Genomic DNA, 23,810 nt, shown 5'->3' with positions numbered 1-23,810 from the left:
GCGGTCTCATGTCGTCTGCCTCCTGGTCCTCGCCGTCCGAGCGCCCTGCCGCTGCCGGCGGGCGGCGCCGCGGCGGCGCCCCTCTCCTCCGGCGGCCGCTGTGGGCCCGTCGCCGGCGGCGAGGTGCCGGGCGAGGGTGCGTACCGTCGGGTACCGGAACAGGTCGACCACCGGCACCGCCGTGCCGAGCGTCTCGGACAGCCGGGACTGCACGCGCACGACGAGGAGGGAGTGGCCGCCCAGTTCGAAGAAGTTGTCGTCCACGCCGACGTGCTCGGCGGCGAGGACCTCGCGCCAGATCGAGGCGACCACGCGCTCCACGTCGCCCATGGGGGCGTCCGGCACCGTGGCTGTCGGCTCCGGGCGGACGGGGGCCGGCAGGGCGCGCCGGTCGGTCTTGCCGCGCTCGTTGCGGGGCAGCCGGTCCAGCGTGACGATCGCGGTGGGCACCATGTAGCCCGGCAGCCGCTGTTCCAGGTGCGCGCGCAGCTCCGTCTCCGGCGTGGTGCCGACGAGCGCCACGTATCCCACGAGCTCAGGCCGGCCGGGGGTGTCCTCGCGCAGCACCGCCGCCGCATCCCGCACCCCCGGGTGCGCGGCGAGAGCGGCCTCGATCTCGCCGAGTTCGATGCGGAAGCCGCGCAGCTTGATCTGGTCGTCGGTGCGCCCGAGGAACTCCAGTTCGCCGTCGGCGCCGCGGCGGGCGCGGTCCCGGGTGGCGTACATGCGCTCACCGGGCCGCCCCCAGGGGTCGGGCAGGAAGGATCCGGCGGTGCGCACGGGATCGCCGAGGTAGCCGTGCGAGACGCCGGGGCCCGCGAGGTACAGGTCGCCGGGGACGCCCTGCGGAACCGGCCGCAGCGCGGCGTCCAGCACATAGGCGCGCACCCCGGGCAGCGCTCTGCCGATCGGTACGGTACCGCCCGGCGCCCGCCCGGACACCGCGGTGGCGGACGGCTCGTGGACGGTTGCCGTGATGGTCGTCTCGGTCGGGCCGTAGGCATTGAGCAGGCGGATGTGCGCGGGCGCGGTGGCCTGCCACTCGGCGAGCTTGCCGCCGTCGACACGCTCGCTGCCGACGATCACGAGGCGCAGCTGGTGGCACGCCGCCGGCGGGTGCCGGTCCAGGGCGGACACCCACTCGTGCCAGTACGATCCGGGCAGGTTGAGCACCGACAGGCGTTCGCGCCGGGCGAGGGACGTCAGCTCGGCGATGCCGGGCACGGGCCCGGTCGGCAGCAGGACGACGGTCGCGCCGCGGACGAGGCTCGCGAAGAGCTCCTCCGCCGCCACGTCGAAGGTGAGCGACGCGAACTGCAGGACCCGGTCCTCGGCGCCGAGTCCGTACCGCTCCGCGACCGCCTCCAGCGTGTGCACGAGGTTCGCGTGGCTGACGCACACCCCCTTCGGGCAGCCCGTCGTGCCGGAGGTGTACAGGACGTACGCGGTCGCCGCGGGGTGCACGGCCGGCTCCCCGGCGGGCAGGTCGGCCCCGGCCGCGAAGGCGTCCTCCACGGCGGCGAAGGGCACCGTCACGTCCGGCGGCGCGCCGTCCGCGCGCGACCCGAGGACGAGGGCGGCCGCCGCGTCGCGCAGCACATGACCGAGACGTTCCGGCGGGGTGCTCAGGTCGACGGGGACGTAAGCGGCGCCCGCCTTGAGCACGCCGAGCAGCGCGGCGGGCCACGCCAGGCAGCGGTTCATCCGTACGACGACGGTGTCGCCGGCGCCCACCCCGTGAGCGCGGAGGTACGCGCACACGGCGTCCGAGCGCTCGCGCAGCTCCGCGTAGCCGATCGACCGGTCGCCCTGCACCAGTGCCGTGCGCTCCGGCGTGCGGGCGGCCGCGGCGTCGACGAGCCCGTGCAGCGTGGCGGACGGCCGCTCGGGCGCCCCGGCCACCGGCCCGACCAACGCGGTGAGTTCCTCGGCGCCGATCATCTCCAGGTCGGTCAGGCGGGCGTCCGGTGTGGCGAGCGCGGAGTCGAGGAGCGTGACGTAGTGCCGCATCATCCGCTCGACCGTTGCACGGTCGAAGAGGTCGACGTCGTACTCCACCGAGCCGCACAGTTCGCCGGCGTCCAGCGACGCCTCCTCCCACGCCACGGTCAGGTCGAACTTGGCGGCCCTGACCGTGCCTTCGCGCAGTGACACCGTCAGGCCGGGCAGCGCGGTGGTGGCCGCCGGCGCGTTCTGCATCGCCAGCATCACCTGGAACAGCGGCGTCCGGCTCGGGTCACGCGGCGGCCGTACCGCCTCCACGATCTGCTCGAACGGTACGTCCTGGTGCTCGTAGGCGCCCAGCGTGGTCTCCCGCACCCGGGCGAGGAAGTCCGCGAAGGTGAGCCGGTCCTCCCAGCAGGTGCGCAGCACCAGCGTGTTCACGAAGAAGCCGACGAGTTCCTCGAACTCCGGCCGGGTGCGCCCGGACACCGGCGTGCCGACGCTGACGTCCCGCGTCTGCGCGTACCGTCCCAGGACGAGCTGGAACACGGCCAGAAGCGTCATGAAGCGGGTCACGCCGTGCGCCCGGCTCACCTCGCCGAGGCGCTCGGTGAGCTCGGGGGTCAGCCGGAGCGGGAACACCTCCCCGGAGTTCCGGGGGACGGGGGGACGCGGGCGGTCGGTCGGCAGGTCGAGACTCGCCGGCGCCCCCGCGAGGCGGTCCTTCCAGTAGGCGAGTTGCTCCTCGCGCGCACCGGCGTCGAGGAAGCGCCGCTGCCACTCGGCGTAGTCCGCGTACTGGACCGGGAGGGGCGGCAGGGACGCGGCCGCGCCGTCCAGGGCCGCCGCGTACAGCGCACCCAGGTCGCGGATCAGGACGCCCACCGACCAGCCGTCGGAGACGGCGTGGTGCATCGTGAGCAGCAGCAGGTGCCGCTCCTCGGCGAGGCGCAGCAGGCGGACCCGGGCCAGCGGCCCCCGGGCCAGATCGAAGGGTTCTTCGGCCTCGCGCCGCGCGCGCTCGTCGGCCTCACGCTCGCGGACCGTCTCCGGCAGCTGCCGCAGGTCCTCGATCCGGACGGGGAGTTCCGCGTCCGCGTCGACCACCTGGAGCGGCTCGTCGCCGTCCGCCACGAGCCGGGTGCGCAGCGAGGCGTGCCGCCGCACCAGCGCCCGGACTCCCTCGCCGAGCGCGGCCACGTCGAGCGGACCGTCGACGGCGAGTACCAGCGGCACGTTGTACAGGGGGCTGCCCGGGGCCAGCCGGTCCAGGAACCACAGGCGCCGCTGGGCGAAGGACAGCGCGTGCGGGCCGTCACCGGTGGCGGCGACGGGCAGGTGGGTGTCCCCGCGGCGGGCCGCCGCGGCACGCGCGGCGAACCCCTCGACCGTCGGCGCCTCGAAGACCGCGCGGACGCCGAGTTCCACGCCGAGCCGTGCCGCGACGCGTGTCACGGCCTGCGTCGCGAGGAGGGAGTGACCGCCGAGCGCGAAGAAGTCGTCGTGGGCGGAGATCCTCGGGACGCCCAGGAGGTCGCCCCAGACCTGCGCGACGAGTTCTTCGGTCGCACCGCGCGGCGCGACGTACGTCTCGGCCTGGACCCCGTCCTCGTCCGAGGGGGCGGGTAGGGCGCGGCGGTCCAGCTTGCCGTTGGGGGTGACCGGCAGTTCGGGCAGCGTGACGTACCGGGCCGGCACCATCGCCTGGGGCAGCCGGGACGCGACGTACGCGCGCAGCTCGCGAGGCGTGGCCCGCCGCGCGCCCCGCGGGACGACGTACGCGACGAGGCGCACGGAGCCGTCCGTGCCCTGGACGTCGACGACGGCCGCCTGCACGTCCCGGTGCGTGGAGAGCACTCCGGCGATCTCGTCGGGCTCGATGCGCACGCCCCGGATCTTCACCTGTGTGTCGGCGCGGCCCAGGTATTCGAGCGCACCGTCCTCGCGCCAGCGGACCACGTCGCCGGTGCGGTACAGGCGCTCGCCCACGCCGAACGGGCTCGGCACGAACCGCTCCGCGGTCAGGTCGGGCCGTCCGGCGTAGCCGCGCGCGAGGCCCGCACCGCCGATGTGCAGCTCGCCGGGCACCCCGATGCCGGACTCCCGGCCGTACGGGTCCAGCACGTGCAAGCGGGTGTCGGCGACGGGCCTGCCGATGGGCGTACGCGCCGCGTCCGGCGCCGGGTCCACGACGTCGTAGGTGCTGGCGATGGTGGTGCCCTCGGTGGGGCCGTAGGCGTTCACCAGCCGCAGCCGGGGCGCGGCCGAGCGCAGGGCAGCCACCCGTCGCGCGTCCGCCGCCTCGCCGCCGAAGAAGAGGGTGCGAAGGGAGGCGAACATGGCCGGCTCGGTGTCCACGCACCGGTGGAAGAGGGCGGTGGTGAGCAGCATCGCGGTGACGCCGTGCTCCTCGACGCGGCCCCGGAGCAGGGCGGGCGTGAGCACCTCGTCCTTGCTGATGCCGACCAGCCGGGCACCGTTCAGCAGCGCGCCCCAGACCTCCCAGGTGGCCGCGTCGAAGGAGGTGTTGGCTATCTGCGCGACGACGTCGGAGGGTCCGAAGCCGAGGTAGTCCGCGTCGCACACGAGGCGCACGATCCCGCGGTGGGTGATCGCGACGCCCTTGGGACGGCCGGTGGACCCGGAGGTGTAGAGCACACATGCCTGCTGCTCCGGATGCACCGCGGGCGCCTGCGCCCTGGTCACGGGGAGGCCGGCACGCGGCGCGGGCAGTGCGTCCACCCGCAGGACGGGCACCTCGGCGAAGTCGACGTCCCGGTCGGCGAGCACGAGGCGCGCGCCGCTGTCTTCCACCATGAACGCCAGTCGCGCTTCCGGGTGTCCCGGGTCCAGCGGCAGGTACGCCGCACCCGCGGTGAGGACGCCGAGCATGGCGACGACGAGCGACGCCGACCGCTCCATGGCGAGGCCGACCACGCTCTCCGGCCCGACGCCGCGCTCGGTGAGTAGGTGCGCCGTGTGCGCGGCGCGTTCCCGGAGCCGGGCGTAGCTGAGGGTCTCGTCGCCGTAGATCAGTGCGACGGCGTCCGGGGTGGCCTCGGCCCGGGCCTGGAAGGCGGCCACGACGTTCTCGGCGTGGGTCGCGCCTCCTTCGGTGCCCCATGCGGCCAGCAACGCACGTTCCGCGGGCGTGGTGTGCGCCAGGTCCGCGAGGTGTGCCCCGGGCGTGGCCAGCGCCGATTCGAGCAGGGTCAGGTAGTGCGTGGCGAGCCGTTCGACGGTCGCGCGGTCGAGCACGTCGCCGTCGTACTGCGCCGTACCGCGCAGCACGCCCGGCCCCGAGCCGCCGGCCGGCTCCGTCTCCCACGCGACGTACAGGTCCTCGGTCCGGAACGGCGGCACGGTGCCCGGCCCGCCGGACGACCCGGGGGTTGCTGGCAGGCATTCGTCCACCTGGCGCAGGAACTCCGCGAAGCTCTGCCCGTCCTCCCAGCGCGCCGTGACGAGCCTGGTGCGCGGGCCCGAGGAACCGTCCGACGGCAGGTGCACGTCGATGCCGACGTCCCGCACCCCCGCGTACCGGCCCATGACGAGCTGGAACACGGCGAGGAGCGTCGTGGCGCGGGTGACTCCGTGCGCCCCGCTCACCTCGTCGAGTCGGCAGGCCGCGGCCGGATTCAGGGTGAACGTGAGGGACCGCGTGCCGCGGCGGCGCTCGGCGGAGGGCACCCGGTCCGCGAACAGACGGAGCGCGGGCGGCTCAGAGCCCGGCTGCTGACGTTCAGTCACGGTTCCCCCGACCCTGCGTGGACTCCTCGATCGCCCGCGTCACCAGGCCGGCGAGCTCGCCGACCTCGGGCGCGCGCATGATGCCGTGGTGGTCCGCGTCGACGGAGGCGAATGAGAGGCCCGGCCCGACCAGCGCGCGCCAGCCCCAGCTCCGGTCCTCGTCCTGCGGCTCGCCCGTGGGCTCGGCGCGGACCAGCAGGACGGGGTAGTCGGGGGTCCGGGTGCTGTCGTCCGTGTCCTCGCAGAGCCCCTCCAGCGCGGTCATGTTCGACGCGTAGACGTCGAACAGCGTGCGCAGTTCCGCCTCGCCGGCGGTCGGCGGCAGGTGCCCGTTGCTCTGCATGGCCTCGAGGAGGAGGTCGTACGCCGCGGGTCCGGAGGGCAGTTCGTCGGGCAGCTGAAGCTCGTAGTGCCAGGCGAAGCGGCCGACGAGGACCGACTCGGTCAGCGGCTGCGGCGCGTCACCGGCCTCGTCCTCCTCGTCGTACCCGGGGGCCGGGCAGTCGACGATCACCAGCCTGGCCACCTCCACGCCCTTGCGGCGCAGGGCCCGGGCCGTCTCCAGGGCCATCAGTCCGCCGTAGCACCAGCCGATGAGCACCGGCGGCTCGTCGCAAGCCGCGGCGATCGTCTCCGCGTAGCTCTCGGCCATCTCACGGAAGTCCCGGTGCGGCGGCCTTCCGTGCAGCCCCCAGGACTCGACGCCGAGCACGGGCCGGTCGGCCGGGAGCAGCCGGGCGAGTTCCCAGTAGCTGAGCGTGCTGCCGCCGCCGGGGTGGATGCAGAACACCGGGGCGGCGCCCTTGGCGTGCCGCAGCGGCACCAGGTTGGAGTCCTGGGCATCGCTGCCGCGCACCAGTTCGGCCATCGCGGCGACGGTCCGCGCCTTGAAGATCGCGGACATCGGGAGCCGGCAGCCGAAGGCGGCGTTGGTGCGGGAGATCAGCTTGATGGCGCGCAGCGAGTGTCCGCCGAGCTCGAAGAAGTCGTCCTCGGGTGAGATGCCGTCCACGCCCAGGACCTCGGCCCACAGCACGAGCAGCCGCTGTTCGACGGCGTCGCGCGGGCGGCCGGCCCGGGTGCGCTGCGCCTCCACCGGCGTCAGTGCCTTCCGGTCGAGTTTGCCGTTGCGGGTCAGCGGAAGCCGTGGCAGGACCTGCCATCCGGTCGGGACCAGGGCCGCGGGCAGCTCGTCACCGAGAGCCTTCCGCAGGTCAGCGACCGACGGGGCGCTCTCCTCGGTGGCCCCCACGACGTAGGCGTCGAGGTGGGACACCAGGCCGTTCTCGTCGGTACGCGCGACCACGGCCGCGGCGCGCACGCCGGGCCGGCGGTGCAGCAACGCCTCGACCTCACCGAGTTGGAGCCGGTAACCGCGCAGTTTGACCTGGTCGTCGAGGCGGCCGATGATCTCGACGCCGACACCGGGCACCACTCGGCCGACATCGCCGGACCGGTAGCCTCCCTCGTCACCGGGGCGGCCGAAGCCGGTGCAACCCTTGTCGAGTTCGGACAGGTAACCGAGGGCGACGCCGGGGCCGCTGATCAGCACCTCGCCGGGGCACCACGGCGGCAACGGCCGGCCCTCGCCGTCGACGACGGTCAGCGTGTTCCGCCCGAGGCCGGTGCCCACCGGTACCGAGGAGCACCGCGCGTCGACCGCCGCCTCCAGCGGCAGGCACGAGGCTCCGATGGTGGTCTCCGTGGGCCCGTAGTGATTGAAGACCCTCAGCTCGGGGGCGAGTTCGCGCAGCCGGTCGTGCAGCGCGCGCGGCAGCGGCTCGCCGCCGAGCACCAGCACCTCGCGCGGGAGCAGCTCCCGCGGGTCGTCGGCCTCGGCCAGCAGCGCGGAGAGGTGCGAGGGCACGAGCTTCATCGCGGCCACGGGGTGGGCGCGCAGCCGCTCGGCGAGCGCCCGCGGGCTGGTGGCGACGTCCGTGTCGAAGAGATGGACGCAGCCGCCGCTCGCGAGCGTGGGGAACACGGCCGTGTAGGAGAGGTCAGCGGCCAGCGTGGACACGGCCGCGAACCCGGCGCCGTCCGGCAGCCCGAACCGCTCCAGCGCCGCGTCGGCGTAGTGGGCCAGCTGTCGGTGGCCCACCACGACGCCCTTCGGCAGCCCCGAGGTACCCGAGGTGAAGATCACGTACGCGGGACCCTCGGCGGTGACCGAGTCCGGCGTGCGGTCGGCGGCCGGCCCGTCGAGGTCCGGCACGGGCAGCGACGGGACGGAGAGCGCCACCTGCGCTGCGGCCCGGGGCACCAGCACCGGTGCGGAACCGAGCTGGCCGACCACGGTCTCGATGCGCTCCGTGGGCCACGCCGGGTCGACGGGCGCGAACGCGGCCCCGGCCAGCCAGATGCCGAGCATCGCGGCCAGCGTGTCCGCCGATGCCGGGGCCAGCAGGGGTATCCGGTCGCCGGCCCGTACTCCCCGCGTGCGCAGCAGGGCACCGACCGCCTCGGCCCGCCGGGCCAGTTCGCGGTAGGTCAGAGTCTCGTCCCCGCTGCGTACGGCTGCCAGATCAGGGGTTCGCGCGGTCTGCTCCAGGAAGCGTCGCAGCACCGTCTCGTACTCGTCGGCGAGTTCGGCCGCCGGCTCGGGCACGGCGGCCGCGACCAGACGCAGCGTGCCCGCGGCCCGCCCGGGATCGGCGAGGGCGTCGGCGAGCAGCTGCTCGTACGCTTCGGCGAGCGGCACCAGGTCGTCGGGGGCGATCCGGGCGCCGGTGCCCGCGAAGGTCAGGAACAGGCTCTCGGGGCCCTCGGTGCACTCCAGGTGGAGCGTGCCGGGCGTCTCGGACCTGTCGAGGAGCCCCGGTTCGATGACCGCGGCCCAGGGGTCCCGCTGGTGGCGGAAGGAGAGTACGGGGCCCAATTCGCCGCTGACGGCGGTCTGCGGGTCGCACTGGCACTCCTTGGCCGCGGCGTTCCGCAGGGCACCGGCCGCGGCACGCGCGGCACTCGCGTACGCGTCCTCCGGGTCGAGGGGCAGACGCGTGGCCACCGGGCGGTCGAACGGACCGGGCATTGCGCTGAGTCCGTCCGCGGAGCGCCCGTCCGTGACCACCAGGACCCGGTCGTCGCTGTTGTGGGTGTAGCGCGCGTACAGGGAGCGCCACGCGGCGAGCAGCAGCGCCGCCTCGTCCACGTCGAGGTCACGGGCGACGGCGCGCAGCCGCTGCAGCACGGGGCCCTGGACCATCAGGGTGAGCGTCTCGGGTGCGGCGTCGGGGTCGCACACCCGGTCGGGCGCGAGGAACGGGAGCGCGGTCCGTGTGCCGGCTGTCTCCTCCGTGTCCTCGGCAGGGTCCGCCGCGGCGAGTTCGTCGGTGAGCCAGCCGGCGACGTCGGCGTACTGCAGCCGCTCCTGCGCGGTCTGCGCGTCGCCGTCCCGGGGCTCCTCGCCGAGCAGGAATCCGGTGATCAGGCTCCAGGTCGTCCGGTCCACGCTCAGCCGCGGCAGACCGAGGCGCAGCAGGGTGCCGTCCGGGCTGTCGGTGTGCTCGACCGTGAGCTCGCCGGCCCGCAGCAGCGTGCTGCCGAGCGGTCCGGTCCCGATGTCGGCCGGTCCGGCCGCGTCCACCACCTGGACGGGGAGCCGCAGCCCGGGAAGGGCCACGTACCTGGTCCGCAGGATCTCGTGCTCCTCGACCAGTGCGGTCAGCCGCCCGGCCAGCAGGCCGGCGCCGATCCTCGACGGGCAGCGCACGCTGCGCTCGGCCCTGTTCTGTGCGCCCTCCCGCAGGTAGACCGCCTGCTGCTGGGGCGAAAGCTGGTAACCCTCGATCTGCTCGGGCTCGACCGCGGTCATCGTCATTCCCCCGTACATTCGTTCTGAGATCCGTCGTGCTCGTCGGTCATCGCCACCAGGACCCGGCGCGGGCCCTCGTACGGGTCCCGCCCGTGCGAGACGAGCATGTTGTCGATCAGCAGGACATCGCCCTCCTGCCAGGGCTCGCGCACCGTCTCGGCGTCGAAGGCCGCGCGCACCTCGTCGAGCACGGCGTCCTCGATGGACTCGCCGTCCCCGAAATAGACCTGCCGCGGGATGTCCGCAGGGTCGCCGTCCAGCAGTTCGGCGCTCACCTCGGCGGGCAGCGCGGAGGTGTGGAAGAGGTGGGCCTGGTTGAACCAGAGTTCCGCCCCGGTCACCGGGTGCTCGATCACGGCCTGGCAGATCTGCGAGGTGCGCAGCTGGTCATCCCCGTACCAGGTGAACTCGATGCCCTGGGCCCGGCAGAGCGCCTCGACCTCGGTGCGGTCCTCGGTCTCGAACGCCTGCTGCCAGCTCAGGTCGAACCCGGTCCCGTAGTTGCGCACGTACCGCACTCCGCGCCGCGCGAACTCGTCCAGCAGCGAGCGGTCCAGGCGTGCCGCGACCCGGCGGCTGTCCGCGAGCGGTGTCGCGCCGCCCGCGACGGCCGCCTGGTGGCAGTAGAACCACAGGTAGGTCGGCCAGATCCGCGCATAGGCCATCTCGTTGTGCTGCGGGATGGTCTGGTCGGCGGGGTACTCGGTCGACGTGTACACCCCGGCCACGTCCGCGCGGCTGCGCGGCGTCGATCCGTAGGTGTAGTTGAGCAGCTCCGGGCACCACGACTTGACGACGGCGTGGAAGTCCTCGGCGTCGGATATGGGGAAACCCCGGAACAGCACCGCGCCGCGTTCGCCCAGCAGAGTCTCCACGCGGGAGCGGTTCGTGCGCACCCAGTGGGGGAGGTCCACCGAGGGCGCCGTGGGCTCGACCACGGAGATGACGGAATGCCGGCTGTGGCTGACGGACACCAGTTCCTGCGTGCCGGACACGGCGACTCGGCGACGGATGCCCCGGACGCTCGTGGGAGACGTTGTGGTCATGATGGTCCTCAGTGGTCGAGTTGGAGAGACGGCTGGGGGGACTGCGGCTCGTCCGCGGCCTGTGCCGCCTGCGCCGCCTGTGCCGCCTCGTCCAGCCGGCGCACACCGCGAGCCGGGGAGAGGAGCAGGATCACGGACGGCACGAACAGGCCGATCGCCGAGACCAGGACGGCCTGCCTGAGGCCCAGGGCGGTGCCGAGCGCGCCACCGAGCAGCGAGCCCACCGAGAGGGCGCCCCAGGCGAAGGTGCGCACCGTGGCGTTCACCCGCCCGAGCAGGTGGTCCGGAGTCACCGCCTGCCGGAAGCTGATGACGGTCACGTCGAAGACGGGGATGCCGAAGAGGGCGACGAAGCTGGCGACCGCCGCGGTCGCGACCGCCCCGAAGGAGTTCCCGTGCACGCTCGCGAGGACGAGGTAGCCCAGTGCCGGGAAAGTCAGGGAAAGGACCAGCGTGGGTCCGACGCCCAGCCGGAGGGTCAACCGGTCGGCGGCCAGCGCACCGCACAGGGCACCGGCGCTGCCGATTGCCGTGATCACGCCGATCTCGGCTGCTCCGACCTTGGCTTCCCTGATCAGGAAGAGGAAGTACACGGCCATCACGGCGCTGAAGAAGAGGCTGGTGAAGACCGCGGCCACCGTGCACCAGCACAGCAGGGCGTGCTGCTTGATGACGCTGAAGCCCTCGCGTACCGACGCCCAGACCGAGGGCGCTTTCCCGTCGGCCTTCGGGGCGTGCGGAGCCGCGTCCGCCGGCAGCTTCAGCAGCGCCAGGGAGGAAACGGCGTAGCTCACGGCGTCCAGCAGGATCACCACGGGCGCGCTCAGGGCGCTGATCAGCACGCCCGCGGCGCCGGGGCCGACGACCTCGGCCACGGACTCCGACACCTGGAGCTTCCCGTTGGCCTCCATCAGCCGTTCGCGGCCGACCAGGCCGGGGACGTAGGACGGATAGGCGATTTCGAAGAAGACGGTCATCGTGCCGACGACAAAGACGACCAGGAACAGCTGTGCCATGGTCAGCATGTCCAGCGCGTAGGCGAAGGGGATCCAGGCCAGCGCGGCGAACCGGACGGCGTTGGTCCAGATGAGGATCGGCCGTCGGGCCCGGCGGTCCACGAACACGCCGACGAAGAGTCCGAACAACAGGAACGGCAGCTTCTCGAGCGCCCCCACCAGCCCGGACTCCATGGCCGTCGCGTCCAGGACCAGCACCGCGGTGAGGGGCAGCGCGACATAGGTGACTTGCGTTCCGAGGAACGAGATGGACTGACTAGACCACAGCAGGAAGAAACTGCGGTGCCGGAAGAGGGAGTCCGGCTTGGCGGTTACCGCCACTGGAGACCTCCAGTTCGGTCGTATGGGTTGCGATCTCGGAAAGCCGTCGGTCCGGGGCGGCCGCGGCGGCCGAGAGGAAGGCGCTGAACTCCTCGATCAGGCCGCGCACGCTCTCCTCGTCGAACAGCGAGGTGTCGTACTCGACACGAAGTTCCAGCCGGTCCCGCGTCGGGAGGACATGGAAGGTGAGGTCGAACTTCGTCGCCTCGATGGTGTCGGCCGCTTCCTCGACCTCGAGGCCGGCCATCTCCAGGGGTGCGTCGGGAACGTTCTGCAGGGCCAGCCAGGCCTGGAACAACGCCTTGCGACCGTCGGTCCGCTCACCCACGCGTTCGATGACCTGCTGGAACGGCACGTCCTGGTTCTCGTAGGCGTGGAGCGTGCGCTCTCGTACCCGGGAGAGCAACTCGGCGGCGGTGGGGTCGCCGGACAGGTCCGTCCGCATCGCGAGCGTGTTGATGAAGCAGCCGATCAACGGATCGACCTCGGGGTCGGGCCGGCCGGCCACCGGCGTTCCGACCACCACGTCCTGGCGCCCCGCGCGGCGGCCGAGGACCGCCGAGTAGGCCGCGAGCAGCACCATGAACAGGGTCGCCCCGGTGCGCTGGCTCAGTCGGAGGGCCGGATCCGCCGGGATCGCGGTGGTGAGACAGCGCCCCGGTACCAGCGGCCGGTGCTCCGCCGGCCTGGGCCGGTCGGTGGGCAGCCCCAGATCACGCGGAGCGCCGTCGAGCGTCTTCTGCCAGTAGGCCAGCTGCCTGGCGAAGGGCTCGGCCTGGGCGCGTTGCCAGCGAGCGTGGTCGCGGTACTGGACGGTGAGCTCGGGAAGTCCGGGCCGCTCGCCGCGGATGTGCTTGGTGTACGCGGTCGTCAGCTCCTGGAGCAGGATGTTGGTCGACCAGGCGTCCGTGACGATGTGGTGCAGCGTGACGTGCAGATAGTGCTCGTCGTCGGAGACCTTCAGCAGCACGGAGCGGATCGGCGCGTCCGCCTCCAGGTCGAACGGCGCGGCGGCGGCACGGTCGAGCAGCTCGCCCACGTTCCCCTCCACGTGCCGGCACGGCAGGTCCACAGGCTCGGGATCGTGGACGACCGCGATCGGTTCGCCTTCGGGCCCGATCGGATAGCGCGTGCGCAGAATGCTGTGCCGGGCGGTCAGCGTCCGCAGCGCCTCCGTGAGGGCGGGCACGGACAGGGCCCCTCTGAGGTGGAGGGTGACCGGCACGTGATAGGCGGACGACTGGTCCTCGAAGGTGTACGCGATCCAGAAACGCTCTTCGGGAAAGCTCAGCGGTCCGCGCCGCTGATCGGCGGAGAGCGCGGGGGATTCCGCCCCGGCCGCGGGCGGGGAGGCAGCACCGGGCCGCCTGCCACCGGCCAGGCGCTTCGCCAGGAGTGCGCGCTTCGCCGGCGATATCGCGTCCAGGCGTGACCGCGGTGTTCTTCCCTCACCCGGCGCATCGGCTCGCTGCGGTACGGAGATCAGTGCCTCGGGAGTGGCATCGGAGCCGCCGGGGGTCATCACCGCTCCCCCCGGCCGTCGGCGGAGGCCTGCGCCATGTGGGCGACCAGACTCAGCGGACGCATGTCGGTCCAGTGCGTGTTGATGTATTCGAGGCAGGAGGACCGGTCGGCAGCGCCGTGGCACACGGTCCATCCGGCCGGGACGTCCGCGAAGGCGGGCCAGATCGAGTACTGGCCCTCACCGTTCACTACGACGTGGAAACTGTCCTGGGGGTTGTCGAGCTGGTTCGACATCACACCTCGCTTCACCTGATGTTCCATGGGATTGCGCCGGCGGCCGGGTCGGTCGTGGTGAGGCCGTCCGCACGCCGTGCTGCGCATCGGCCCCGGTGCGACGAGACGCGCGACGCGACCCCAGGTCCCGGTTGTCCGTGTCTGTCGGCACCGTCCCCGTGCCGGCGTGGTCGGTCGCCGACGCACCGGGCAACCGCTCCTCCGACGGAGACAGCGGCGACCGCAGGGGTGCGGCGGCGGATGGCAGGCATGACTGATCGCCTCTTTCCAAGGGCAGGCATAGGGGACGGCACGGAGCTCACGTCATCGCGGCTGTGCTGCGGGAACAGCCGTCGCGAGGACGTGGCGACGGGGGACGGCTTCGCGCACGACGCGCTCTGCCGGCCTGGTGCGGACTGCTGTCCTGCAGGAACAGCGGTCGAAAGGGCGGGGGCCGGCCTCGGCGGCGTGTCGGAAGGCGATCGATGACGCGGCTACACCGGCATGTCGGGCGGCAGGTAGCGGTGCTGCATCAGCGGTGAAGCCGCATGGCAGCGGTGCAACAGGTCGTTGATGCGGCAGGTCGCACTGCGGAAACCGGGCGCGGTGGGATCGAGAGTGAGCAGGTACATCAGCAGGTCGACACGGTCTCTCTGGGCACGGCCGGAAGCGTGCTCCAAACCGTCCTCCGATGTGGTGTGGGCCCACAGGGTGCCCAGCACCTCGGCCACCTCGGACACCTCGCTGATCGGGTCGGTAAGACCTCTGCCACGACGCTTCAGGCTCGTGTAGACGATCTCCATACGGCGGTCAGCCGCCCCAGGTACCTGTGCTCGGGGACGGTACCTGGGTGGCAGCGGCCGGGGCGGCTCCCGCCGTGGTGGAGGGTATGGCCGCGACCGCGGCGGGGGTGACGAGCACGGTGACGCCGAGTACGAGGGCGACGACCGCGGCGGCCTTGGCGATACAGGTGCGGAGCATGGTGCGAGCGTTCCTTCCGAATCAGATGGCGAGGTGCCCTGGTCCGGTCTCGCGTCCCGCGGTTGACGCTTCGACCGGCTGCCGTTCGGGCTGTTGCGTGCCGGCGATGAATAGCTTCACCGCAGACCAGAACCGGTGGAAGGTTTTCCGGGAGTCCTGAACAGGGCCTATCCGGATCAGGACATGCGGCCGCGCTCGTCTGCAGCCGCCGCAGGCCCTGCGAGCCCTGAACGGATGCGGACATTCCGGTTTCGTCCGCCGTCGCGCCCGGGGCCACACGCCGTGGGCCACCAGCGGGATGTCCGTGCGCCAGAAGTCGACATGTGTGGCTCAAAAAATCTTGAATGCGGACACCGGGTATTGGGATCATGAGACTCGACGTGCGCCGGGGGACGGCGTCAGGAAGGAGTTACGGGGGCATGCTGCAAGCACTCGGAGTGAGCGACGCCGCCGCAGAGGTCTACCAGGCGATGCTCGTCCACCCGGACTACGGCGTGGATCAAATCGCTGCCGTGTGCGGCCTGACTCCCACACAGGTGCACGACTGCCTCGACGAACTCGGCCGGCTGATGCTGGTCCGCGCGTCCAGCGAGCACCCCGGACAGATGCGGGCCGTCGACCCCGACATCGGCCTGGCCGACATCGTCGCCCGCCAGGAGGCCGAACTCGCCGCCCGGCAAGCCCAGCTGGCCGCATCCCGCGCAGCCGTCACCCGCATGGTCGCCGATCGCGCCCAACACCGTTCGGCCCACGGCGAGCGCCTGCTCGGCATGGACGCCATCCACAGCCGGCTCGAGCGCCTGTGCCGCGCCGCCCACACCGAGATCATCGGCGTCCAGCCCGGCATCCAGCGCCCCGACGACCTGAACGCCGGCCGCGACCACGACCTCGCCGCCCTCGGCCGTGGTGTCGCCTTGCGCGCCCTCTACCAGGAACACGCCCGCCGCCACACCCACATCGCCGCCTACGCCAACACGCTGCTCAGCCACGGCGGAGAGGTCCGCACCGCCCCCACCGTCCCCCAACGCATGGTGATCGTCGACCGCACCCACGCCTTGGTGCCGACCGACCCCGCCGACAACCGCAAGGGCGCACTGCACGTCACCGAACCCGGCATCGTCACCGCCCTGCTCGAACTCTTCGAGCAGGCCTGGAGCACAGCCGTACCCCTCGGAACCACCCGCCCCGACGACCCGCGGGCCGGCCTCACCGACCACGAGCGCGAACTCCTGCGCCTGCTCGGCACCGGCCTCACCGACGAAGCCGCCGGACAGCGCCTCGGCCTCACCGATCGCACCATCCGGCGGCAGGTCGCCTCGATCATGGAACGCCTCAGCGCCTCCAGCCGCTTCGAAGCGGGCATCAAGGCCGCACAACGCGGCTGGCTCTGACGAACCCGACGGCCGCCACCGGCCGATGACACCCAAACCGAACAAAACAGCGTCGAGCCGCGGGGCGAGCCCCACAGTCTTGCTCCGCGTCGACTTCCGCCACTGGGATGGCCCGACCACCGTCCTCGCGTTGGTGGACGTGGCCGTCGGCGGCAAGACCGGTATCAACACCACCAAGGGTCACGGCGTCGGCGCCGGTCGCCGCCGTGAAGAACCCGGTCTTCGTGGCGATGCGCACGTGCGGACGGGTGGCCAGGACCGGGGCCAGGAGGTTCTGTGCCTGATCGGTGGCGTAGTTGGGTGCGGCGTCAATCCACGCGCCGGAGGCGGCCGCACGGGCAGCCGCCTCCGGGATCGCCCGGCACCGGTAGGTGCCCAGAGCGAGCTTCGCTGTCACAGAAGGCTCCCCACCGTCGCGGCCTGCCCGGCAACGAGCTCCTGGACCAGCCCGACGACGTCCTCCAGGGCGAGGCCGGCCGTGTCGGCGAGCGCGGCCAGGTCCACGGTCCGCCCGTCGATCAGCGGGCGCAGCACCGCCTCCGCCTCAGGCGCGAACTCGAACGTGCTCCTGGCGGCGGACAGCGTCAGAGTGTGCAGTACGGCCTCGATGCGCCGGCATACGTGGACGAGCCCACGCACCTGGCGCACGCGTGTGTGCGTGGGCTCGACTCGACCGAGCTGTCGTCCGCGTTCGCCGCCGCTGCGCGCCCTTCGTCCACCGCTGGGGCGTCGGCCGGATGTACGGTCAGCCGCCCTGGCCGGCGCTGCCCACTGGTCCGACCGTCACCTGGGAGGTGGTTTCGTCCGTGACGGGCAGCGTGGCGGCGCCGGGCCACTTGAGGGTGACCGTCCGGGTCTCGTTCGGCGGCGTCACCAGCAGCCCGGTGATGCGGACGCCGGAGCCACCCGTGTCGTTGGACGGGTAGTGGATGCCGAAGGCGATCGACTGTCCGTTCTTCAGGACGGACGAGGTGGCCTTCTCCCCCGTGCGCTTCGCGGACAGCCTGCCTTCCCTGAGTTGCAGGTCGACGCCGGCGTAGCCCGAGATCGTGCAGTCCCGGCCACCGTCGTTCTTCATCGTCACCGTGACGGTGCGGGTGGGGTCTCCGTCGATGGTGTTGTCCGCCGCCGTGATCTCCAAGTCGTCGGTACGGCACCAGGCGGCTTTGCCGGTGCCTGCCGCGCCGGATGAGCTGCCAGCGGCCGTGCCCTGCGCGGAGGAACCCTTGCCCGCCGAGCCGTTCCCGGCCGAGCCGGCGCCTTCGGACTCGTGCGTGCCGCCGCCCTGACCGGAGCCGTCGGCCGCTCCCGTACCGCCGTTTTGCGCGGAAGCGGTGGCTGCGGCCGACGAGTCGCTCTGCCCCGCCGTACCGCCGTCGTCGTTCTGACAGGCGGTGAGCGAGAGACTCGCAGCGACGGCCAGAGCGGCGAAGGTGAGCTTGTGAACGCGCATCGTTTTTCCTCGGATCGGTTGCTGGCATCAGCCGCTCGGTACCGTCCTGCATGCCTCCGCGTGCGATGGCGGGAATCGGTATCGGCGAACGTTTCTGATCAATAGGACTGCTCGGTCACCGCGAGCCGTTCCCCTGAACACCCGTCGAAGACAGGCCTGTTACAGAGGCAGTGGCACAACACATGCCACCACTGGCCACGCCGCCCCTTGCCGCCCGCCAAAAGCCAGCGCCAGGCGGGACAGACCCGTGACCGGGTGGCACTTGACCAGTGCATCGGGCACGGCAGCCGCACCCAGCAGCCGCCCGGTCCCGATCACTGTGTCCAATGAGACCAGCCGGACCTGCTCCGCGCTGATCTCAGTGAGTCTCCGACGCTCCTGTCCGCGCTACCCGATGCTCTGCAAAGGGGCGGACCGCGCACGGCCTGGGTCCGGCGCGTCGACTGCTCTCGTTCCACCTGATGCGCAGGCCCCCATCGCTTTACAGGGGCCTGCGAATCCGCGCCACCGCATTCGCCAGCGTCGCCGGCCTGTTGGGCAGCTCCAGCACCGCGTGGTGATCGTCACGCGTGAGGCGCCCCGTGATGCACACCATCGGCGGTGCCGGGGACATCAGGTCCAAGGCCGGCCAGGCGTCCGCGTGTTCGCGGCCTTGGCTGACTTGCCGTATGCGATGAGGCCGCCGAGACGGTCGCTCTGTGCTGAACACGACCGGTCCAGGCGAGTTCCGGCAGCCATGCCATGCCGGTTCACCGGATTCGCCCCACTTCGAACAAGGAATTGTCACGGCTCATCAACTCGCCTGTCACAGCGGCATCTTGATGAGACCTGCATCGCAACGGGCCGCCCGGCAGCGGACATCCCCAAAGACGAACGACAGCGGCTCGCCAGTTCGAGCGGGCCGGACCAGACCACCTCGCAGGAGTGCACATGCGCGTCAACAAGATCTCCGCCCTCACCGTGATCGTCGCCGCGGCCGGCCTCTCGCTGACCGCGTGCGGCGGCAGTGACGGTTCGAGCACGGCCGCGCAGCACAGCGCGCAGACTTCCGCGAGCAGCTCCACGAGCGGCCAGGACACCACCGGTGCCTCCTCCACCGCCTCCAGCGACACCAACGGCGGCACGGGGACCACCACCCGCGGCAGCACCAGTGGCGGGAACAACGCCGGCACCGGATCCGGCACCAGCGGCGGCACAGGGAAGAAGGCCACCGCCCGGACCGGGACCACCGCGTCGGGCGCCCCGTGCAAGACCGCGCACCTCGGCTTCAGCGCCGCCTCCGCCGGAGTCGCGAACGAGATCGTCGTCAACCTGAAGAACACCGGCTCCGCCACCTGCACCATGCACGGCTTCCCCGGCGTCCAACTCCTCGGCGCCGACGGCCTGGGCGACAAAGGCCCCGACGCCGCCCGCACCGACACCACCGCGCCCACCGTCACCATCGCCCCCGGCGAGGAGACCCGCTTCCTCCTCCACTACATCCCCGACACCAGCGGCTCCGGCAAGACCTACACCAAGCTCGCCGTCACCCCGCCCAACGAAACCGTCCTCGACGTCATGAGCCTCAACGGCCTGAAGATCACCGTCCCCGCCACCACCGGCAACGCCCCCGACGTCTACGTCGACCCCGTCGGCTACCACACCGGCACCGGCAAGTGACCACACCAACAGCCCCGCCCCACACCAGCCATCCTCGCCCGCCCGTAGCGCTCCACCACCCCCACCGACGCCGTCCCCGACCGGCACCGGCGGCGACGGACCGAGGAGAGCGCCACTCCGGCCCCTGTGGCGAAGGCGTTACATCGCCGTGACGCCCACAACGAAGAAGATCGACAGGCTTCGTGGTGTCAGGAGTTCGGGGCGGGGGCCCCACGTACGACCGCTAGACACGGAGAGTCGACCATGACCAAGTCCACCAAGTTCGTGATGGCAGTTGCCGGCGTCGCACTGGCGGGGATCGCCGGCACGGGTGTCGCGCAGGCATCCACCACCGCGCACCCGGCCGGCTCCGGCGCGCCGTCCTCGTGCCGCCCCGCCAACCTCAAGACGAAGATCACGCCGGACACCGCCAGCTCCGGGCACCGCCACTACCGCGTCACGCTGACCGCCGCTCCCAAGACCAGCGCCTGCCAGCTCGCCGGCTCCCCCCGCAACGTGAAGTTCTACGACAACGGCTCCCTCAAGGGCATCACCACCAAGCCCTACGGCTCGCAGAACACCAAGGTGACCTTCGGCCCCGGCCACCCCGTCCACTTCGACATCCAGGTCTCCAACACCGCCAAGGGCGCGCCCGCCAACCGGACCGTCTTCACCCTCCGCACCCCCGGCGGCGGAGTCATCCCCGGCAACCAGGAAGCCGACGGCAAGCTCTCCGTCGACTTCGGCACCCAGATCGGCCCCGTGAAGCCCGGCGCCTGACCCACACCAAAGGACCTATCGCGTGCGGCCCGCCACCCCACGGTGGCGGGCCGCACCCGACGGTGCGGGGGCATACGCCGACGCCGGTTGGCGCCTCGGAGAACGCCCGTACGGCGGCTGCCGGGAGCACATCCCGACGGGAAAGGGCAGCGCACCCGCATCAAGGAAGCGGGCGATCCCCGGCGCCCTCCCCGCTCCCAGGGTGACTTCGGGCGTAGGCGGCCGGTCGCCTCCCAGCACCTGGCGCGGTGACTTCGCCGCCCGTCGTGGTCCACGGCGTGAGGAGCGGACGCCGTCTCGCCCTCGGGGACGCGGTGATCGGCGGGTGCCGAGGAGTCGTAGCGCCGGTGCAGTCGGCGGCAGCCTGAGAGCCGGGAGATGGTGCGTTCGACGACCCAGCGGGGTCGGCCAAGTCGCTGCGAGGACTCTCCCCGGCGGCCTGTGCGGGGCGATATGCCGTGTGCTCAGTGCACCCTTCGCGCCTGTGCGACAGGTAGCCCTCCTGTTCCAGGTCGCCGGTGATCCGCTGGACGGCCCGCTCCGTGAGCCGACAGTGCGCCGCGATGTCGCGGATGCGCACGTTCGGGTCGTCGGCGATCGCCGCCCTCACACGTGGCTGACGACGAACGTCCAGCCGTTGTGGGGGCCAGCGCTCACATGCATCAATCCTGCAAGCCGATTGACTCCCCACCGCACGAACGGTGGCGGGCGTCGGGTACGCGCCCGACGACCTGGCCCGCGAGCGCTTGGTGGAGGCTGCCGCCTCAGCACTGGACGCCGCAGGCCGCAGCTGTCAGGCGTAGTGCCAGTAGACCATCATGGTGGGGGTGGCACCGGCGGGCACGTCCTCCTGCTCGCAGTAGTCAACGACGATCGCGCGGCCCTGCCCGATCTCGCGCTTGGTCTGGTCGCTGTAGCAATCGTTCGCGATCTTGCCCGGAGTCTCCGTGTTGTACTCCGTCGCCGCCTGGGAAACACCGGCGGCGGCCCCCGAGAAGGCCAGGACGGTGGCGCCGAGCACTGCTGCCCTCTTGAACTTGCGCATACTCAGTCTCCCTCGCTCGTAGCCGACTGCCATGCGGGACAGCCGGTGATCTTCGACCATGTGAATCAACTGCCCGAGGCTCACTCGGACATGCCTCAGTCGATCGCACGGGCGGAGCGCCCCCCAAGCGCCACGTGAACTTGTTACACGTCTCTGACATCGCGCCTCAGGCACGCCGTGCACTTCAACAAGGCGGCCGAACTCGCCCGCGTCAAAAGGTATCCAGGGACCGGAGACCGTGGAATCAGCAGCGACCCCGCGGACAGGAGGAGCAGGGTTCCACTGCTGGGTCCGCGGGGCCGGTGCATCACTCACCTACCCTGCGGTGCGTCCGATACGCCCGATCCCTCCCAACCTCTCGTACCGTGACGCTTTTTACGCGAGCGGGGCCCGGCCGTATCCGGACACTGTTGGTAAATGGTTCGGCCCCTGTGCGTGACGTCGGCCTTCATCGCCTGGTTGTGGGTGGTGAAGGCCGACGATGCGTTATGGGGAGGGTGTCGGTGTCGCTGAGGGAACCGGGTCTGGGTGAGATTCCGCCGGAGACAGAGCGGGTGGCTCGGGCGGTGTGTCCGGACGGAACGCCGGCGATGCGGCTGCGTGATGAGTTCGGGGACGTTTTCACCGGTGAGGCGTTCGCCTCCCTGTTCCCGCGCCGCGGTCGTCCAGCAGTCCCGCCGGGGCATTGGCGCTGGTCACGGTGTTGCAGTTCGCTGAAGGACTGTCCGATCGGCAGGCCGCTACCGCAGTGCGGGTGAGGATCGACTGGAAGTACGCCCTCGGGCTGGAGCTGACCGATACCGGCTTCGACTACTCGGTGCTCAGCGAGTTCCGAGCCCGCCTGGTGAAGGGTCAGATGGCCGATGAACTCTTCGAGCAGGTGCTTCGAGCGGCCAAGGAACGAGGGCTGCTGAAGACATCGGGCCGGGCCCGGACCGATTCTGCCCGGGTCCTGGCGGCGATTCGGGCGGTCAACCATGCAGAGATGTCGGAGAGACACTACGGGCAGCCCTGAACGCGCTCGCCGCAGCGTGCCCGCAGTGGCTGGCCTCGCAGGTGGATGCCGACTGGTTCGACCGCTATGGGCACCGGGTGGAGGAAGCGAGGCTGCCCCGCGGCAAGGAGAAGCGCCAGGCGTGGATCGAGCAGGCCGGGGTGGACGGGATACTCCTGTTGGAAGCGGTCTTCTCCCCACAGACTCCTCGCCGGGCGCGGTCGCTGGAGGCGGTCAAGCTGCCGCGGCAGATCTGGGTGCAGAACTTCCAGATCGTCGACGGGGCCGTCTGCCGACGGGATGCCAACAACGTACCTCCGGGCCGGTTACGGCCCTTCTCGCCGTATGACGCCGACGCTCGCGCCGGCGCCAAGCGAGGCACCGGGTGGACCGGCTACCTGGTGCAGCTGACCGAGACGTGCGAGCCGGACGCGCCCAACTTGATCACTCATGTCGCCACCACTGACGCGTCCGTGAGCGACGTGAAGATGATCAGTGCCATCCACGCTGACCTGCGTGCTCACGGCAGGGTCCCCGCCGTGCATCTGGTGGACGCGAACTATGTCGATGGCCAGGGCCTGGCTGACGCCGGAGAAGCGGGCATCGAGCTGGTGGGACCGATCCAGCGCAACACCACCGCCCAGTCATTCGGTCCCTTCGCCACCGACGCCTTCACCGTGGACTGGGAGAACAAACGAGTCACCTGCCCCAACGGAAAGGTCGCCGACCACTGGTATCCGCGTGTCTCCTCGCATGGAATTCCGGTGATCCGGGTCCGGTTTCCCGCAGCTGACTGCCGGTCCTGCCCGGACGTGAACGACTGCGCGCCCTCCAAGGGCGGCAGGGGCCGGGAGATCATGCTGCGGGAGAAGGCCGTACACGAGGTCACGAGGAAGAACCGTGCTGCCCAGCGGAGCCCGGAGTGGCGGAGCGTCTACCAGCACCGACAGGGCATCGAGGCCACCGTCTCCCAAGGCGTCCGAGCCTTCGGCCTTCGGCGGTCCCGCTACCGCGGGTTACCCCAGAACCCGACTGCAGCACCTCTTCACCGCCACTGCGATGAACCTCGCCCGGCTCGATGCCTGGATCACCGGAACACCCCGAGCCGGGACCCGTATCTCCCGCTTCGAACGATTGCGTCCCGCTGCCTGATGGCAGCGGGACGCAGTGGGAGTCTCATTTACCAACGGTGTCCGCGGTGGGCCGGGCCCCACTCGCTCTCGCCTGGCGCGCTCAACGCACCTGGCGTCCATCGGCTACCAGCGGTACCAGCGACCCTTGCGGCCGCCGCTGTCCGCCGTGCGGACGACGAAGCCCAGCAGCCACACGACGAGCACGATCACCGCGATCCACCACAGCGCCTTCAGAGCGAAACCCGCACCGAAGAGAATCAGGGCCAGAAGAAGAACCAGAAGCAGGGGAACCATCGTTATCAACCTCCTGGCCACCGAATGCCCTTACCTGAGGCCGACAAGCCCGCAAAGCGGGAGTTATTTCCGCGCGGTCCAGGGCATATGCGCAGGCTCGCACACCAGGCCCTCTACCCCGCCGTACCCGCCGGTCCAGCGCCGGGATTCGGCCGGCCCGGTCGCCTCACTCCCCCACCAGCCGTGCTGCATCGGCCGCACACCGGTGGCCAGCAACAGGTGAAGACGGCCCTGCGTCATGAGGAGCGCCGGGTGGGCATGGCCGTGGCGGGGCCGGCGGCTTGGGGACCGAACTTCTCGCGGATACATGATTGATGGGCGACGGGGTTGCCGGCCAGGACCATCGCCGGCTCGCTGGGCGCCAGGCTCGTTCGAGGGGCAACTCTGCCTCCCTGCGCCCGTTTCCGGCACCGGTCGGCCCGTGCGTCGACCGGTGGGAAGGAAGCCGACCACGGCGCCGGCCGCGAGGGAGG

General features: G+C 71.6%; 16 protein-coding genes and 2 pseudogenes. 4 read left to right on the top strand and 14 right to left on the bottom strand.

Annotated features, from left to right (window positions below; genetic code table 11):
* Nucleotides 1–6: 6 nt before the first annotated feature.
* From ACE4Q9_RS34390 to ACE4Q9_RS34355, 8 genes are all read right to left on the bottom strand, one after another.
* On the bottom strand, nucleotides 7–5,694 hold the full coding sequence (locus ACE4Q9_RS34390; protein WP_397988598.1) for an amino acid adenylation domain-containing protein: 5,688 nt from the start codon (nucleotides 5,692–5,694) through the stop codon (nucleotides 7–9).
* Nucleotides 5,687–9,508 carry an amino acid adenylation domain-containing protein gene (locus tag ACE4Q9_RS34385; protein ID WP_397988596.1) on the bottom strand — a complete coding sequence of 1,274 codons (3,822 nt, stop codon included), beginning with the start codon at nucleotides 9,506–9,508 and terminating at the stop codon, nucleotides 5,687–5,689. The genes ACE4Q9_RS34390 and ACE4Q9_RS34385 overlap by 8 nt, the downstream gene beginning before the upstream one ends.
* Nucleotides 9,509–9,510: 2 nt before the next feature.
* Nucleotides 9,511–10,554: a TauD/TfdA family dioxygenase gene (locus ACE4Q9_RS34380; RefSeq protein ID WP_397988594.1), complete on the bottom strand. Its 1,044-nt coding sequence runs from the start codon at nucleotides 10,552–10,554 to the stop codon at nucleotides 9,511–9,513.
* An 8-nt stretch (nucleotides 10,555–10,562) separates the two neighbouring features.
* Nucleotides 10,563–11,891, bottom strand: a complete 1,329-nt coding sequence (locus ACE4Q9_RS34375; RefSeq protein ID WP_397988592.1) for an MFS transporter — start codon at nucleotides 11,889–11,891, stop codon at nucleotides 10,563–10,565.
* Nucleotides 11,827–13,413 (bottom strand): condensation domain-containing protein, encoded by a 1,587-nt coding sequence (locus ACE4Q9_RS34370; RefSeq protein WP_397988590.1) that lies wholly within the window; start codon nucleotides 13,411–13,413, stop codon nucleotides 11,827–11,829. The genes ACE4Q9_RS34375 and ACE4Q9_RS34370 overlap by 65 nt, the downstream gene beginning before the upstream one ends.
* Nucleotides 13,413–13,664 (bottom strand): MbtH family protein, encoded by a 252-nt coding sequence (locus tag ACE4Q9_RS34365; RefSeq protein ID WP_397988588.1) that lies wholly within the window; start codon nucleotides 13,662–13,664, stop codon nucleotides 13,413–13,415. The genes ACE4Q9_RS34370 and ACE4Q9_RS34365 overlap by 1 nt, the downstream gene beginning before the upstream one ends.
* A 458-nt stretch (nucleotides 13,665–14,122) precedes the next feature.
* On the bottom strand, nucleotides 14,123–14,431 hold the full coding sequence (locus ACE4Q9_RS34360; protein ID WP_397988586.1) for a hypothetical protein: 309 nt from the start codon (nucleotides 14,429–14,431) through the stop codon (nucleotides 14,123–14,125).
* Nucleotides 14,432–14,438: 7 nt separating this feature from the next.
* Nucleotides 14,439–14,609, bottom strand: a complete 171-nt coding sequence (locus tag ACE4Q9_RS34355) for a hypothetical protein (RefSeq protein WP_397988584.1) — start codon at nucleotides 14,607–14,609, stop codon at nucleotides 14,439–14,441.
* A gap of 419 nt (nucleotides 14,610–15,028) precedes the next feature.
* Here ACE4Q9_RS34355 and ACE4Q9_RS34350 point away from each other — a divergent pair, with 419 nt between their 5' ends.
* Nucleotides 15,029–16,000 carry a LuxR C-terminal-related transcriptional regulator gene (locus ACE4Q9_RS34350; protein WP_397988582.1) on the top strand — a complete coding sequence of 324 codons (972 nt, stop codon included), beginning with the start codon at nucleotides 15,029–15,031 and terminating at the stop codon, nucleotides 15,998–16,000.
* Here ACE4Q9_RS34350 and ACE4Q9_RS34345 read toward each other — a convergent pair.
* The 3 genes from ACE4Q9_RS34345 to ACE4Q9_RS34335 all read right to left on the bottom strand — a co-directional run bounded on the left by ACE4Q9_RS34345 (nucleotide 15,972) and on the right by ACE4Q9_RS34335 (nucleotide 17,453).
* On the bottom strand, nucleotides 15,972–16,397 hold the full coding sequence (locus tag ACE4Q9_RS34345) for a hypothetical protein (RefSeq protein WP_397988580.1): 426 nt from the start codon (nucleotides 16,395–16,397) through the stop codon (nucleotides 15,972–15,974). The genes ACE4Q9_RS34350 and ACE4Q9_RS34345 overlap by 29 nt on opposite strands.
* Nucleotides 16,394–16,648 (bottom strand): winged helix domain-containing protein, encoded by a 255-nt coding sequence (locus ACE4Q9_RS34340; protein WP_397988578.1) that lies wholly within the window; start codon nucleotides 16,646–16,648, stop codon nucleotides 16,394–16,396. Before ACE4Q9_RS34340 ends, ACE4Q9_RS34345 begins: the two co-directional genes overlap by 4 nt.
* 97 nt (nucleotides 16,649–16,745) lie before the next feature.
* Nucleotides 16,746–17,453 (bottom strand): DUF4232 domain-containing protein, encoded by a 708-nt coding sequence (locus tag ACE4Q9_RS34335; protein ID WP_397988576.1) that lies wholly within the window; start codon nucleotides 17,451–17,453, stop codon nucleotides 16,746–16,748.
* Between the two features lie 930 nt (nucleotides 17,454–18,383).
* On the opposite strand from ACE4Q9_RS34335, the gene ACE4Q9_RS34330 reads away from it, so the two are divergent.
* Together ACE4Q9_RS34330 and ACE4Q9_RS34325 are read left to right on the top strand one after the other, a co-directional pair.
* Complete coding sequence (locus ACE4Q9_RS34330) at nucleotides 18,384–19,112, top strand: DUF4232 domain-containing protein (RefSeq protein WP_397988574.1); 729 nt, start codon at nucleotides 18,384–18,386, stop codon at nucleotides 19,110–19,112.
* Nucleotides 19,113–19,355: 243 nt separating this feature from the next.
* Nucleotides 19,356–19,871 carry a DUF4232 domain-containing protein gene (locus ACE4Q9_RS34325; RefSeq protein ID WP_397988572.1) on the top strand — a complete coding sequence of 172 codons (516 nt, stop codon included), beginning with the start codon at nucleotides 19,356–19,358 and terminating at the stop codon, nucleotides 19,869–19,871.
* A gap of 335 nt (nucleotides 19,872–20,206) precedes the next feature.
* Here the strand turns inward: ACE4Q9_RS34325 and ACE4Q9_RS34320 are convergent.
* Nucleotides 20,207–20,329: pseudogene (locus ACE4Q9_RS34320) on the bottom strand (IS5/IS1182 family transposase); the annotation flags it as partial.
* A 335-nt stretch (nucleotides 20,330–20,664) separates the two neighbouring features.
* Nucleotides 20,665–20,916 carry a hypothetical protein gene (locus ACE4Q9_RS34315; protein ID WP_397988570.1) on the bottom strand — a complete coding sequence of 84 codons (252 nt, stop codon included), beginning with the start codon at nucleotides 20,914–20,916 and terminating at the stop codon, nucleotides 20,665–20,667.
* Between the two features lie 503 nt (nucleotides 20,917–21,419).
* Between ACE4Q9_RS34315 and ACE4Q9_RS34310 the strand changes: the two are divergent.
* Nucleotides 21,420–23,062: pseudogene (locus ACE4Q9_RS34310) on the top strand (IS1182 family transposase).
* A 104-nt stretch (nucleotides 23,063–23,166) separates the two neighbouring features.
* Here ACE4Q9_RS34310 and ACE4Q9_RS34305 read toward each other — a convergent pair.
* Nucleotides 23,167–23,337 carry a DUF5670 family protein gene (locus tag ACE4Q9_RS34305; protein ID WP_011113206.1) on the bottom strand — a complete coding sequence of 57 codons (171 nt, stop codon included), beginning with the start codon at nucleotides 23,335–23,337 and terminating at the stop codon, nucleotides 23,167–23,169.
* Nucleotides 23,338–23,810: the final 473 nt, after the last annotated feature.

The sequence above is a fragment of the Streptomyces sp. AM6-12 genome (assembly GCF_044327085.1).
GTDB lineage: Bacteria > Actinomycetota > Actinomycetes > Streptomycetales > Streptomycetaceae > Streptomyces.
This window is presented reverse-complemented; position numbering and strand designations above follow the sequence as displayed.